The organism is Duganella sp. BJB1802 (genome assembly GCF_013369445.1).
GTDB classification, from domain to species: domain Bacteria; phylum Pseudomonadota; class Gammaproteobacteria; order Burkholderiales; family Burkholderiaceae_D; genus Rugamonas; species Rugamonas vulcania_A.
In genome coordinates this window covers 48,890-61,345 of sequence record NZ_JABWEF010000009.1, presented here as the reverse complement: position 1 = coordinate 61,345, position 12,456 = coordinate 48,890, and the positions used below count along the sequence as shown (strand labels likewise).

Genomic DNA, 12,456 nt, shown 5'->3' with positions numbered 1-12,456 from the left:
GGTTATTGCTCGTCGGGCTCGACGTCGTCTTCCATCTCGATCAGATCGACCTGGGCCGCCGCTTCGTCATCGGTGACGCCGGCCAGTTCTAGGATCTTGTCGTTGGCTTCTTCGATGCCGATGCGCTTGAGCGCGGAGAACAGTTGCACGGTGAAAGGGAAACCTTCGCCGTCTTCGTCGACATAGCTGTCCAGCTTGGCCTTGGCCTGGCGCAGCACGTTGACGGATTCATTGCGGTTCAGTTTGTCAACCTTGGTCAGAATGCAATGGATCGGCTTGCCCGTCGGGGCGAACCATTCCAGCATCTGGATGTCCAGTTCGGTGAACGGGCGGCGCGAATCCATGATCAAGATCAAGGCCGCCAGTTGCTCGCGGCGCTGGACGTAGTCGCCCAGCAGGCGCTGCCAGTGCAGCTTGGCCGAGCCGGACACCTCGGCGTAGCCGTAGCCCGGCAAGTCCACCAGCAGGCATTCGATCTCGTCGACGATGGTCGGATCCTTGCGGTGCTGCGCCACGTGCGCGCCGCCGATGGAGAAGTAGTTGATGTGCTGCGTGCGGCCAGGCGTCTTGGACGCGAACGCCAGGCCCTTCTGGTTGCACAGGATGTTGATGGCGGTCGATTTGCCGGCGTTGGAGCGACCTGCAAAGGCGATTTCCGGCACGGTGGTGTCGGGCAGATCGCGCAATTGGTTGACGGTCGTAAAGAAGCGGGCTTGCCAGAGTTTGGACATGAGATGGGGGAAATGCAACAAAAGGGAGCAAATATGCTGGAAAGCTATTGTACAATGAGTGGTTACGAAGTGTTGCCATAGCCGATAGCTACTAGCCTGCGGCATACGTTCGACAAACTTTTTTGAGGGTGCTTGAATGAATCGTGCGTTTTCACCGTTTGTAAAATCCCTGTTGGTGGCCCTGCTGGCCGTTGCCGGCACCGCATCCGCCGCTGAAGAAAAAAAACCGGCCCACGCCGAAGCGGCAGCGCCCAAAGTCGATGCGGCCAAAGGCGGCACCCTGTTTGCAAACGGCGACGCTGCGCGCGGCCTGCCGGCCTGCGTTTCCTGCCACGGCGACGGCGGCAACTCCACCATCACCGTCAACCCGAAACTGGCCGGCCAGCACGAAGGCTACCTGTACAAGCAGCTGGTGAACTTTTCCGGCCCGGAGCGGAATCAACCGGTCATGACCACCTTCGCCAAGATGCTGACCGACGAGGAAAAGCACAATATCTCGGCCTGGCTGGCCACCCAGGCGCAAAAGCCTGGCGCGGCGAAGAACAAGGAAACGGTTGAACTGGGCAAGAAGATTTATCGCGGCGGCATCGCCGAGAAAAACGTTCCGGCCTGCGCCAGCTGCCACGGCGCCGCCGGCGCCGGCATCCCGGTGCAATATCCACGCATCGCCGGCCAGCACCAGGATTACACGGTGGCCCAGCTGGGCCTGTTCAAGGCCGACGGCCGCAAGAACAGCGCGCAGATGACCACCATCGCCAAGCGCATGTCGGATGAAGAAATGAAAGCCGTGGCCGATTACGTCGCCGGCTTGAAATAAGAACAGCTGGCCGCGCCCTTGGGTTGCGGTGCAACTGATAGTGCATAGAGGGCGGCAGCGTAAGCGGGCTGCCCTTTTTGTTGTTATGCTGCCCCCAGCATATTTTTTTGAGATCGTTCCAGCATGAGCAGCAGCCCCAGCACCACCGGCATCGAACTGAAGACCCGCCGACCCCTCGTCGGCGAACTGGTCGAATTGATTTCCTCCATGCGCTTCGCCATCGCGCTGTTGGCGATGATCGCCATCGCCGCCATCGTCGGCACCGTCATGAAGCAGGGCGAGGCCACCAACAACTACATCAACCAGTTCGGCCCGTTCTGGTTCGAGGTGTTCGGCAAGCTGGGCTTGTACACCGTGTACTCGGCCTGGTGGTTCCTGCTGCTGATGGCCACGCTGGTGACGTCGACCTCGCTGTGCATCATCCGCAACGCGCCCAAGATGCTCAAGGACATGCGCAGCTGGCGCGAGAACGTGCGCGAGAATTCGCTGCTCAATTTCCACCACAAGATGCAGTGGCGCTCGCCGCTGGCGCGCGCCGCGCTGGCGCAGCAGACCGCCGCCCGCCTGGCCGACACCGGCTACCAGGTCAAGCTGGTGGACAAGGACAACGGCACGCTGGTGGCGGCCAAGCGCGGCGCGGCCAACAAGTTCGGCTACATCTTCGCGCACACCGCCATCGTGGTCATCTGCATCGGCGGCCTGCTCGATTCGGACGTGCCGATCCGCCTGCAGGAATGGTTCCTCGGCAAAGTGCCGTTCAACGGCAGCGGCCTGATCTCGGCGGTGCCGGCCAAGAGCCGCCTGGGCCTGGGCAATCCCACCTTCCGCGGCAACACCATGATCCCGGAAGGCTCGACCAGCGACAGCGCCATCATCACCCGTCCCGACGGCGTCCTGATTCAGGACCTGCCGTTCACCATCAAGCTGAAAAAATTCAACATTGATTTTTACACCACCGGCATGCCCAAGCTGTTCGCCAGCGAGGTCGAGGTGCGCGACCACGCCAGCGGCGAGGTGGTCAAGGCCGTCATCGAGGTCAACAAGCCTTTGCTGTACAAGGGCCTGGCGATCTACCAGTCCAGCTTTGACGACGGCGGCAGCAAGCTCAAGCTGAGCGGCTACCCGATGGTCGGCAGCGGCACCACCAAGTTCGACATTGCCGGCGAGGTCGGCGGCAGCACCGCCATGGGCGACGCCTACACCGTCGAATGGTCGGGCTTCCGTCCGTTCAACGTCGAGAACCTGGCCGCCACGCAGGACGCGCGCGCGGTCACCAAGGGCAAGAGCCTGGAAGAGCAGTTCGCCAACAGCCTCGACAAGCACACCGGCTCGGCCGGCCGCAACGCCAACAACAAGGACCTGAAGAACGTCGGCCCCAGCGTGACCTACAAGCTGCGCGACAAGACCGGCCAGGCGCGCGAATACCAGAACTACATGCAGCCGGTGACGGTGGACGGCGCCACGGTGTTCCTGGCCGGCATGCGAGTCAACCCGTCCGACCCGTTCAGCTTCCTGCGCATCCCGGCCGACGACGCCCACAGCGTGACCGAATGGATGCGCCTGCGCGCCGCCCTCAACGACCCGGCCCTGCGCGCCGCCGCCGCCAAGCGCTACGCCGAACGCGCCACGCCGCAGTCGCCCAACGGCGACGTCCTGCGCGGCCAATTGCAAGCCTCGGCCGAGAAGAGCCTGACCATCTTCGCCGGCAACGACAAGGCGGCCGGCTTCGTGGCCATTTCGCGCTTCCTGGAGAAGATCCCGGCCGCCGAGCAGGAGAAGGCCGCCGACGTCTTCATGAAGATCCTCAACGGCAGCCTGTGGGACCTGTGGCAGGCCGCCCGCGCCAAGGACGGTCTGGAGCCGGTCAGCGCCGACGAGGCCCACGCCCGCTTCCTGCAACTGTCCACCAACGCGCTGTCGGACGCCTACTTCTACGGCGCGCCGGTCTACCTGCAGCTGGACGACTTCACCCAGGTCCAGGCCTCGGTGTTCCAGGTCACCCGTTCGCCGGGCAAGAAGGTGGTCTACCTGGGCTGCGTATTCCTGGTGCTGGGTGTATTCTCGATGTTTTATATCCGCGAACGCCGCCTGTGGGTGTGGATCAAGGACGACGGCGCCGGCGCCGAGGCGCTGATGGCCATGAGCACCCAGCGCAAAACGCTGGACTTCGAACGCGAGTTTGAAACTTTGAAAGAAAAGCTGCCGCAATCGGCGTAAGCTGTAGCGGCCACGGAGAGAAATGATGGAACTGACGCAATCGACCCAAACCTATACCCAGGCGCCCGGCTATTTCAAGCGCCTGACCGCGTTCGACTGGGTGTTCGCGCTGGCGCTGCTGGCGGGCTCGCTGTTCGGCCTGAACCGCTACGGCCACTACATGGACATCTACGAGAAGGGCATCCTGCTGGCCGCCGCGCCGGCGTTCGCCGCGCTGGGCTGGCACTGGAAGCCGGCGCGCTGGCTGATGCCGCTGGTGGCCCTGCTGGCGCTGGGCGCGATCGCCATGTACGCCGGCGAGCTGGACAACGGCACCAAGAAGTTCTGGCTGCGCATGATGTTGTCGAGCCAGTCCGCGATCCTGTGGATGAGCGTGATGTTCTGCCTGTCGACGCTGTTCTACGTGATCGGCTCGGCCGCCCGCTCCGAGTCCGCCTTCAGCATCGGCTCCAAGCTGTGCTGGGCCGCCGTGGTGCTGGGCCTGACCGGCATGATGGTGCGCTGGTACGAGTCCTACCTGATCGGCACCGACGTCGGCCACATTCCGGTGTCGAATCTGTATGAAGTGTTTATCCTGTTTTCGCTGATCACCGCGATGTTCTACCTGTACTTCGAGCAGCGCTACGCCACCCGCCAGCTGGGCGCCTTCGTCACGCTGGTCATCACCGCCGCGATCGGCTTCCTGTTCTGGTACACCACCTCGCGCGACGCCGCCGACATCCAGCCGCTGCTGCCGGCGCTGCAAAGCTGGTGGATGAAGATCCACGTGCCGGCCAACTTCATTGGCTACGGCAACTTCGCACTGGCCGCGATGGTGGCGGCGGCCTACCTGCTGAAGACCTCGGGCCGCCTGGTGGACCGCCTGCCGTCGGAAGAGGTGCTGGACGACGTCATGTACAAGGCCATCTCGGCCGGCTTCGCCTTCTTCACCATCGCCACCATCCTCGGCGCGCTGTGGGCGGCCGAGGCGTGGGGCGGCTACTGGTCGTGGGATCCGAAGGAAACCTGGGCGCTGATCGTCTGGCTCAACTACGCGGCCTGGCTGCACATGCGCCTGATGACGGGCCTGCGCGGCCGTCCGGCGGCATGGTGGGCGCTGGTGGGCCTGCTGGTGACCACCTTCGCCTTCCTGGGCGTGAACATGTTCCTGTCCGGCCTGCATTCTTACGGCAAGTTGTAAACGCGATGTGAACTTTTGCTGGCCAAGATTGGTGTAAGGTTCAGGCTATTGGTACGACCAAGTCTCAACCTTGCACAATCTTTGGAGTCAGCATGCTGATCAAGCGTAGCCCCAACGGCATCGAGTTGCCGTTTTCATCAGAAATCACGCCGCGCGAGGTGTACGAATCGCGCCGCAACTTCATGAAGCAAGTCGCCGCAGGCGCGCTCGGCGGCGCCGCGCTGCTGGAGATGGCCAACCGCGAAGCGTTCGCGCAGGGCGTCAATCCCAAGCTGGCGGCCAAGCTCAATCCCTCCTATTCGGCGCTCGACAAGCACACGCCTTACAAGGACGCCACCAGCTACAACAACTACTACGAATTCGGCACCGACAAGAGCGAACCGGCCATGTACGCCGGCACGCTCAAGACGCGGCCGTGGACGGTGTCCATCGAAGGCGAGGTCAACAAGCCGATGACCTTGGACATCGACGCGCTGCTCAAGCTGGCGCCGCTGGAGGAGCGCGTCTACCGCCTGCGCTGCGTGGAGGGCTGGTCGATGGTCATTCCGTGGATCGGCTACTCCTTCTCCGAGATCATCAAGAAGGTCGAGCCGACCGGCAACGCCAAGTACGTGGAATTCGTCTCGCTGGCCGACAAGAAGCAGATGCCGGGCGTGGGCAGCCGCGTGCTGCAATGGCCGTACACCGAGGGCTTGCGCATCGACGAGGCCAACCATCCGCTGGCCTTGCTGACGCTGGGCATGTACGGCGAAACGCTGGCCAACCAGAACGGCGCGCCGGTGCGCATGGCGCTGCCGTGGAAGTACGGTTTCAAGTCGGCCAAATCCATCGTCAAGATCCGCTTCGTCAAAGAGCAGCCGCGCACGTCGTGGAATCTGTCGGCGCCGAGCGAGTACGGTTTCTATTCGAACGTCAATCCGGACGTGGACCACCCGCGCTGGTCGCAGGCGTCCGAGCGCCGCATCGGCGAGGACGGCTTCCTGGCCCGCAAGCGCAAGACGCTGATGTTCAACGGCTATGCCGACGTCGCGCCGCTGTACGCCGGCATGGACCTGAAGAAGTTCTTCTAAGCGTATGGCGTTCAATCCCACCGCCCGGCAGACCGGGCTGATCAAGGCTGCGCTGTTCGTGCTGGCGCTGGTGCCGCTGGCGCGCATGGTGTACCTGACCTTGACCGGGCAACTGGTCGAGCCGCTGGAATTCATCACGCGCGGCACCGGCGACTGGACCTTGTACTTCCTGTGCTTCACGCTGGCGGTGACGCCGCTGCGCAAGCTGAGCAAATGGAACTGGCTGATCAAGCTGCGCCGCATGATGGGACTGTACATGTTCTTCTACGGCGTGCTGCACTTCATGACCTTCCTGTGGTTCGACCATTTCTTCGACGTGCAGGAGATGTGGAAGGACGTGCTGAAGCGGCCGTTCATCACGGTGGGCTTCATCGCCTTCGTGCTGCTGATACCGCTTGCCGCGACCAGCACCAACGGCATGATCAAGCGGCTGGGCGGCAAGCGCTGGCAGTGGTTGCACCGGCTGATCTATGTGATCGCGCCGCTGGCCATCCTGCACTTCTGGTGGATGAAGGCGGGCAAGCACAACTTCACGCAGCCTATCATCTTCGGCCTGATCCTCGGCGCGCTGTTGCTGATGCGGGTGTACTGGGCGCGCGGCAAGGCGCTGTCGGCCGCGGCGGCGCGCTAGCGCTCCTTTGAGCGCGCCCAACAGCGGCGCGCTCCGCCTCGCTACACTGGGCCGATGGCCAGCGAGGACGACACCGCATACAAGCAACTGTTCGCGTATCCAGAGATGGTGCGCGACCTGTTGCTGGGCTTCGTGCCGGGCGAGTGGGTGCGGCAGCTGGACCTCGACAGTTTCGAGCGCATCAACGGCAGCTACGTCAGCGACGGCGGCCACCATCGCCACAGCGACATGGTCTGGCGTGTGCGCCTGGCCGGCGAGTGGATCTACATCTACCTGCTGCTCGAATTCCAATCCCGTTCCGACCACTGGATGGCGCTGCGCATGCAGGTCTATATCGGCTTGCTTTATCAAGACCTGATCAAGCGCCACGAGTTGCCAGAGACTGGCCGCCTGCCGCCGGTATTTCCGCTGGTTCTCTATAACGGCAAACGGCGATGGAAAGCCAGTCTAAGCCTTGCCAGCCTTATCGCTGCTGTGCCGCCAGAAATCCGGCATTTGCAGCCGGCACAGAGCTATTTACTCATAGACCAGCAGCGCCTTCCGATTGCGGCGCTGGCAGTGTTTCAGAATCTTGTCGCTACGGCATTTCGCATCGAGCGCTTGGCAACCGAACAGGACATTGCTGGCGAACTTGAAACATGGCGCCAACAACCGGGAATAGCCCATCGCGTCAGCGCGCAGCAGGCGCTGACGCGATGGGTTGCGGTTCGTTTGCAGCGGTTGGCGCGTGAGCGTATGATCAATTTACGTATCGTTTCGGAGGCTAAAGCGATGACGGTTCCATTTTTCGATAGTCTTGATGATGCGCTTCGTTACGAAGCTGAACTGTATGGTGACCGGCAACGCCTGAAGAAACTGCTTATCAAGCGCTTTGGTTCGCTGCCCAATAAGTTGAGTCGGCGGGTTGAATCTGCGGAAATGGACCAGTTGGACCTCTGGTTCGATCGACTATTTGAGGCTCACAACATCCAGGAAATTTTTGCCGAAGACCAGCCCGCATGAAAAAAGCCGCCGGCGGCGAGGCGGGCGGCTTTTGCTTGCCGGATGACCGGCTTACTTGATCAGCGATTCCAGCGCGTACAAATCGGCCGGGTTCTCGCGCTTGCGCACCACGTGGCACACCTCGCCGTCGACGATGATCTCCGCCGCGCGGCCGCGCGTGTTGTAGTTGGACGCCATCGTCATGCCGTAGGCGCCCGCGCTGTGCATCACAAGCAGGTCGCCGGCTTCCACCGCCAGCTCGCGGTCGCGCGCCAGCCAGTCGCCCGATTCGCAGATCGGACCCACCACGTCGTACGCCAGCGCGCCCGCCTTGCCCTGCACCACAGGCTGCATGTCCATCCACGCCTGGTACAACGCCGGACGCGCCATGTCGTTCATCGCTGCATCGACCACGCAGAAATTCTTTTCCTCGCCGTGCTTGATGAACTCCACCTTCGTTAGCAGCACGCCGGTGTCGCCGACGATCGAACGGCCCGGCTCGAAGATCACCTTGATCGGCTTGCCGCCGTGGCGCTCCGCGCGCCAGGCGTCCACGCGCGCGAACAGGCGGGCCAGATAGTCGCCCACCGGCACCGGCGGCGCCTCGCCCGCTTCGCCGTAGTTGATGCCGATGCCGCCGCCGATGTCCAGGTGGTGCAGCACGATGCCTTCGTCGCCCAGCTTGTCGATCAGCTCGATCAGGCGGTCCAGCGCCTCCAGCAGCGGCGCGTCGTCCAGCAGCTGCGAGCCGATGTGGCAATCGATGCCGGCCACTTCCAGGTGCGGCAGCTTGGCGGCCGCGCGGTAGGTGTCGAGCGCGTCGTCGAAGGCCACGCCGAACTTGTTGGCCTTCAGGCCGGTCGCGATGTAGGGATGGGTCTTTGCGTCCACGTTGGGGTTGACGCGCAGCGATACGCGCGCGGTCTTACCCATGGAGCCGGCCACCTCGTTGAGACGGTGCAGCTCGGGGATCGATTCGACGTTGAAGCACAGGATGTCGTGCGACAGCGCCAGGCGCATTTCGTCGACGCTCTTGCCGACGCCGGAGAAGATCACCTTGCGCGGATCGCCGCCGGCCGCCAGCACGCGCAGCAGCTCGCCGCCGGAGACGATGTCGAAGCCGGCGCCCTGGCGCGCCAGCAGGTCGAGGATGGCCAGGTTGGAGTTGGCCTTCATGGCGTAGCAGACCAGCGCGTCGCGGCCGGCGCAGGCGTCGGCGTAGGAGGCGTAGTTGGCCAGCAGCTGCGCCTTCGAGTACACATAGGTCGGGGTGCCGAACTGCGCGGCGATGGCGGCCAGCGAGGCGCCCTCGGCGTGCAGCACGCCATTTACATAGGAAAATTGCGACATAAGGATTATTGTTGGGGTGCTGGAGTGGATGGAACCGGGGCAGCTTCGGTGCTCTTGGCGGGCTTGGCCGGTGGAGCCTTGGGCAGGTACAGCGGGCCGGGTTGGCCGCAGCCGCTCAACAAGACGGTCAGGCACAGCGCGGTTGTGCCGCAAACGGTGCCGATAAATAAACGGAATGTGGACTTCACGATAAAATCACGGATTGACTATAGATACTGGAGTGTAGCATGGGCGAATCAGAATTCCTGGCGCAGGCCGAGGCCACCCTTACCGCCATCGAGGCGTCGCTGGACCGTCTGAACGACGAGGACATGGTCGACGTCGAGTGCAGCCGCAGCGGCAACGTGCTGGAAATCGAGTTTATCGACAATGGTTCCAAGATCATCGTCAACAGCCAGGCCGCGATGCAGGAGCTGTGGGTGGCGTCGCGCTCGGGCGGCTACCACTACAAGCAGAAGGACGGCAAGTGGCTCAACACCCGCGACGGCTCCGAGCTGTTCTACTCGCTGTCGGAGATGGTCAGCGCGCAGGGCGGCAGCCCGGTGGTGCTGGGCGAATAAGGCCCGCAAGGGGCGGCGTCACTGCTTCGCCGCCGTCTCGTCCGGCTTGGCCGCGGCGCGGCACTGCGCGATGTTGTTGTCCACCTTGGGGATAAACGTTTCGGGCTCGCACAGCGTGCCCGGAGGTGAAATCTTGCACAGGCCGACAATCAGGAACTCGCTCAGCGCCCGGGAACAGGCCGGATCGCGTTCCAGCTGCTCGCCGCTCCAGCCTTTGAGAAACGCCTGCGTGCGGGCCAGTGCCGGACCGAAGTAGGCGCGGTCCTTGTGCGCCACGGCTTCGTCCATTTGCGGGAGCTCGGCATCCAGGAACGCCGCCGTCCCGGTGGCGAACTTGCTCGGCTCCGCCGCGACGGCCGACAGCGCCGAGCACAAGGCAATCAAAGAAAACAACAACTTCATACAGCTCCTCAACGTGGACTCTCAATGACCAAGGGGCCTTGCGGCCCCTTGGTTGTGTTCCGGCTTTTTTAGAACAACTCGTTCTTCACGGCGTCCTTGGCTTTTTCCTCGGCCGGCGTGCCGTGCGAGGCGCCGTCGATGTTGTGCACGCCGGTGCCCGGTGGATTTTCCGTGTAGTAGTACTCGTCGCCCACCAGCATCACGCCTTCCGGCACCGCCCGCTCCTCGATCGGGATGTTCTTCAGCGCCTTCTGCATGTAGCCGATCCAGATCGGCAGCGCCAGGCCGCCGCCGGTTTCGCGGTTGCCCAGGTTCTTCGGCTGGTCGTAGCCGATCCAGGCGATGCCCACCAGATGCGGCTGGTAGCCGGCGAACCAGGCGTCGATCGAATCGTTGGTGGTGCCGGTCTTGCCCGACAGGTCGGGACGCTTGAGCACCAGCGCCTTGGTCGCTGTGCCGTAGCGCACCACGTCCTTCAACATGCTGTCCATCAGGAAGGCGTTGCGCTCGTCGATGACGCGGTTCTTCTCGTCGCCGGCCTTGTCGGGATTGGCCTGCGACAGGATCTTGCCGTCGGCGTCGGTCACCTTGGAGATCAGGTAGGGGCTGACCTTGTAGCCGCCGTTGGCGAACACCGAGTAGGCGCCGGCCATCTGCAGCGGCGTGACGTTGCCCGCGCCCAGCGCCAAGGTCAGGTAGGGCGGGTTCTTGTCGGCGTCGAAGCCGAAGCGGGTGGTGTACTCCTGGCCGTACTTGGCGCCGATCTTGTGCAGGATGCGGATCGAGATCATGTTCTTGGACTTGGTCAGGCCGCGCCGCATCGTCATCGGGCCCTCGTACTTGCCGTCGTAGTTCTTCGGCTCCCAGGCCTGGCCGCCGGTCTGGCCGGCGTCGAACGAGATCGGCGCGTCGTTGATGATGGTGGCCGGCGACAGCCCGCGCTCGAGCGAGGCCGAGTAGATGAACGGCTTGAACGACGAGCCCGGCTGGCGCCACGCCTGCGTCACGTGGTTGAACTTGCTGCGGTTGTAGTCGAAGCCGCCCACCATGGCCTTGATCGCGCCGTCGTGGGTGTCGGCCGCGACGAACGCCGATTCGATTTCCGGCAGCTGCGTCACTTGCCAGTCCTTACCCTCCTGCATGACGCGGATCACCGCGCCGCGGCGGATGCGCTTGTTCGGCGCGGCCTTGTCCGACAGCCACGAGCGGCCCATCTCCAGCCCCGGTCCGCTGATCTTGATTTCCTCGCCGGTGGCGGTGACGGCGGTGATCAGCTGCGGCGTGGCGGCCAGCACCATGGCGGCCACGATGTCGTCGCTGTCCGGATGGTCGGCCAGCTCGGTCTCGATGGCGTCGTCCGCCTCCTCCTTGTTCTGCGGGATGTCGATGTAGGCTTCCGGGCCGCGATACGCGTGGCGCTTCTCGTAGTCCATCACGCCCTTGCGCAGCGCCAGGTAGGCGGCGTCCTGGTCGGCCTTGGTGATGGTGGTGAACACGTTCAGGCCGCGCGTGTAGGTGTCCTCCTTGAACTGCTCGTAGACCAGCTGGCGCGCCATCTCGGCCACGTACTCGGCGTGCACGCCGAACTCGCTGCTGTCGGTCTTGACCTTCAGCTGCTCGGCCTTGGCCTCCTCGAACTGCTTGTCGGTGATGTAGCCGAGCTCGTGCATGCGCTGCAGGATGTACTGCTGGCGGGTGCGCGCGCGCTTGGGGTTGACCACCGGGTTGTAGGCCGACGGCGCCTTCGGCAGGCCGGCCAGCATGGCCGCCTCGGCCACGCTAATGTCTTTCAGGTTCTTGCCGAAATAGATTTGCGCGGCCGACGAGAAACCATAGGCGCGCTGGCCCAGGTAGATCTGGTTCATGTAGACCTCGAGGATCTGGTCCTTGCTGAGGTTCTTCTCGATCTTCCAGGCCAGCAGCACCTCGTAGGCCTTGCGCTTGAGCGTCTGCTCGCTCGACAGGAAGAAGTTGCGCGCCACCTGCTGGGTGATGGTGGACGCGCCCTGCTTGGCGCCGCCGGTGGCGTTGTGGATGGTCGCGCGCAGGATGCCGGTGTAGTCGACGCCGCCGTGCTCGTAGAAACGGTCGTCCTCGATCGCCAGCACGGCCTTCTTCATCACGTCGGGGATGTCCTTGATGCGTACCAGGTTGCGGCGCTCCTCGCCGAACTCGCCGATCAGCACGTTGTCGGCCGAGAAGATACGCAGCGGCATCTTCGGACGGTAGTCGGTCAGCGTGTCGAGCTCGGGCAGGTTGGGGTAGGCCATCGCCAGCCCGAACACCACCAGCAGCAGGCCCACCAGCCCGAGGCCGACCACGGACAGGCCGGCCAGCAGAAAGAAGCGGGTGGCGGGTTTGCCCGCCGGTTTGCCGGGCGGATTCGAAGGTGGCGGGGCCGAATTGGAAGAAGAAGCCATGCAGTGCGATCTCTCAGTTATGTTTGCGGGCCATTATAAGCGAGGCAAGGGTCGCGGCGCGCACTGCCTGTGGACAGGAATCTTTACCTGTAAGCAA

Annotated in this window: 12 protein-coding genes; 7 read left to right on the top strand and 5 right to left on the bottom strand. The window is 63.5% G+C overall.

Annotated elements, in window-relative coordinates; genetic code table 11:
* Positions 1-2: 2 nt before the first annotated feature.
* Entirely contained in the window at positions 3-731 is a 729-nt protein-coding gene (yihA, locus tag HUX88_RS15650; RefSeq protein WP_117014443.1) for a ribosome biogenesis GTP-binding protein YihA/YsxC, read from the bottom strand.
* 136 nt (positions 732-867) lie between these two features.
* Between yihA and HUX88_RS15645 the strand changes: the two genes are divergently transcribed.
* From HUX88_RS15645 to HUX88_RS15620, 6 genes are all read left to right on the top strand, one after another.
* Positions 868-1,548: a cytochrome c gene (locus HUX88_RS15645; RefSeq protein ID WP_176362383.1), complete on the top strand. Its 681-nt coding sequence runs from the start codon at positions 868-870 to the stop codon at positions 1,546-1,548.
* Between the two features lie 123 nt (positions 1,549-1,671).
* Positions 1,672-3,765 carry a cytochrome c biogenesis protein ResB gene (locus HUX88_RS15640; protein ID WP_176362382.1) on the top strand — a complete coding sequence of 698 codons (2,094 nt, stop codon included), beginning with the start codon at positions 1,672-1,674 and terminating at the stop codon, positions 3,763-3,765.
* Between the two features lie 25 nt (positions 3,766-3,790).
* Positions 3,791-4,945 (top strand): c-type cytochrome biogenesis protein CcsB, encoded by a 1,155-nt coding sequence (ccsB, locus tag HUX88_RS15635; protein ID WP_176362467.1) that lies wholly within the window; start codon positions 3,791-3,793, stop codon positions 4,943-4,945.
* Positions 4,946-5,037: 92 nt separating this feature from the next.
* Complete coding sequence (gene msrP, locus HUX88_RS15630) at positions 5,038-6,015, top strand: protein-methionine-sulfoxide reductase catalytic subunit MsrP (RefSeq protein ID WP_176362381.1); 978 nt, start codon at positions 5,038-5,040, stop codon at positions 6,013-6,015.
* A 4-nt stretch (positions 6,016-6,019) separates the two neighbouring features.
* The gene (locus HUX88_RS15625) at positions 6,020-6,646 is read left to right on the top strand and encodes a sulfite oxidase heme-binding subunit YedZ (protein ID WP_117014439.1); all 627 of its coding nucleotides are present in this window, start codon (positions 6,020-6,022) and stop codon (positions 6,644-6,646) included.
* Positions 6,647-6,700: 54 nt separating this feature from the next.
* On the top strand, positions 6,701-7,648 hold the full coding sequence (locus tag HUX88_RS15620; protein WP_176362380.1) for an Rpn family recombination-promoting nuclease/putative transposase: 948 nt from the start codon (positions 6,701-6,703) through the stop codon (positions 7,646-7,648).
* Between the two features lie 51 nt (positions 7,649-7,699).
* On the opposite strand, the gene lysA is transcribed toward HUX88_RS15620, so the two are convergent.
* Both lysA and HUX88_RS32395 read right to left on the bottom strand, forming a co-directional pair.
* Entirely contained in the window at positions 7,700-8,977 is a 1,278-nt protein-coding gene (gene lysA, locus HUX88_RS15615; protein WP_161090889.1) for a diaminopimelate decarboxylase, read from the bottom strand.
* Between the two features lie 5 nt (positions 8,978-8,982).
* A complete protein-coding gene (locus HUX88_RS32395) occupies positions 8,983-9,165 on the bottom strand; it encodes a lipoprotein (protein WP_229213344.1) in 183 nt (60 codons plus the stop codon).
* 39 nt (positions 9,166-9,204) lie between these two features.
* On the opposite strand from HUX88_RS32395, the gene cyaY reads away from it, so the two are divergent.
* Positions 9,205-9,537 carry an iron donor protein CyaY gene (gene cyaY / locus HUX88_RS15610; protein ID WP_117014436.1) on the top strand — a complete coding sequence of 111 codons (333 nt, stop codon included), beginning with the start codon at positions 9,205-9,207 and terminating at the stop codon, positions 9,535-9,537.
* Between the two features lie 18 nt (positions 9,538-9,555).
* On the opposite strand, the gene HUX88_RS15605 is transcribed toward cyaY, so the two are convergent.
* Positions 9,556-9,939, bottom strand: coding sequence for a hypothetical protein (locus tag HUX88_RS15605; protein WP_117017723.1), 384 nt, complete (start codon positions 9,937-9,939; stop codon positions 9,556-9,558).
* A 68-nt stretch (positions 9,940-10,007) separates the two neighbouring features.
* Complete coding sequence (locus tag HUX88_RS15600; protein ID WP_117014434.1) at positions 10,008-12,359, bottom strand: penicillin-binding protein 1A; 2,352 nt, start codon at positions 12,357-12,359, stop codon at positions 10,008-10,010.
* Positions 12,360-12,456 lie beyond the last annotated feature (97 nt).

Bases quoted from the DNA above. Each gene is read 5' to 3' on its own strand.
- yihA (WP_117014443.1), bottom strand. From the start codon at position 731: ATGTCCAAACTCTGGCAAGCCCGCTTCTTTACGACCGTCAACCAATTG.
- HUX88_RS15645 (WP_176362383.1), top strand. From the start codon at position 868: ATGAATCGTGCGTTTTCACCGTTTGTAAAATCCCTGTTGGTGGCCCTG.
- HUX88_RS15640 (WP_176362382.1), top strand. From the start codon at position 1,672: ATGAGCAGCAGCCCCAGCACCACCGGCATCGAACTGAAGACCCGCCGA.
- ccsB (WP_176362467.1), top strand. From the start codon at position 3,791: ATGGAACTGACGCAATCGACCCAAACCTATACCCAGGCGCCCGGCTAT.
- msrP (WP_176362381.1), top strand. From the start codon at position 5,038: ATGCTGATCAAGCGTAGCCCCAACGGCATCGAGTTGCCGTTTTCATCA.
- HUX88_RS15625 (WP_117014439.1), top strand. From the start codon at position 6,020: ATGGCGTTCAATCCCACCGCCCGGCAGACCGGGCTGATCAAGGCTGCG.
- HUX88_RS15620 (WP_176362380.1), top strand. From the start codon at position 6,701: ATGGCCAGCGAGGACGACACCGCATACAAGCAACTGTTCGCGTATCCA.
- lysA (WP_161090889.1), bottom strand. From the start codon at position 8,977: ATGTCGCAATTTTCCTATGTAAATGGCGTGCTGCACGCCGAGGGCGCC.
- cyaY (WP_117014436.1), top strand. From the start codon at position 9,205: ATGGGCGAATCAGAATTCCTGGCGCAGGCCGAGGCCACCCTTACCGCC.
- HUX88_RS15605 (WP_117017723.1), bottom strand. From the start codon at position 9,939: ATGAAGTTGTTGTTTTCTTTGATTGCCTTGTGCTCGGCGCTGTCGGCC.
- HUX88_RS15600 (WP_117014434.1), bottom strand. From the start codon at position 12,359: ATGGCTTCTTCTTCCAATTCGGCCCCGCCACCTTCGAATCCGCCCGGC.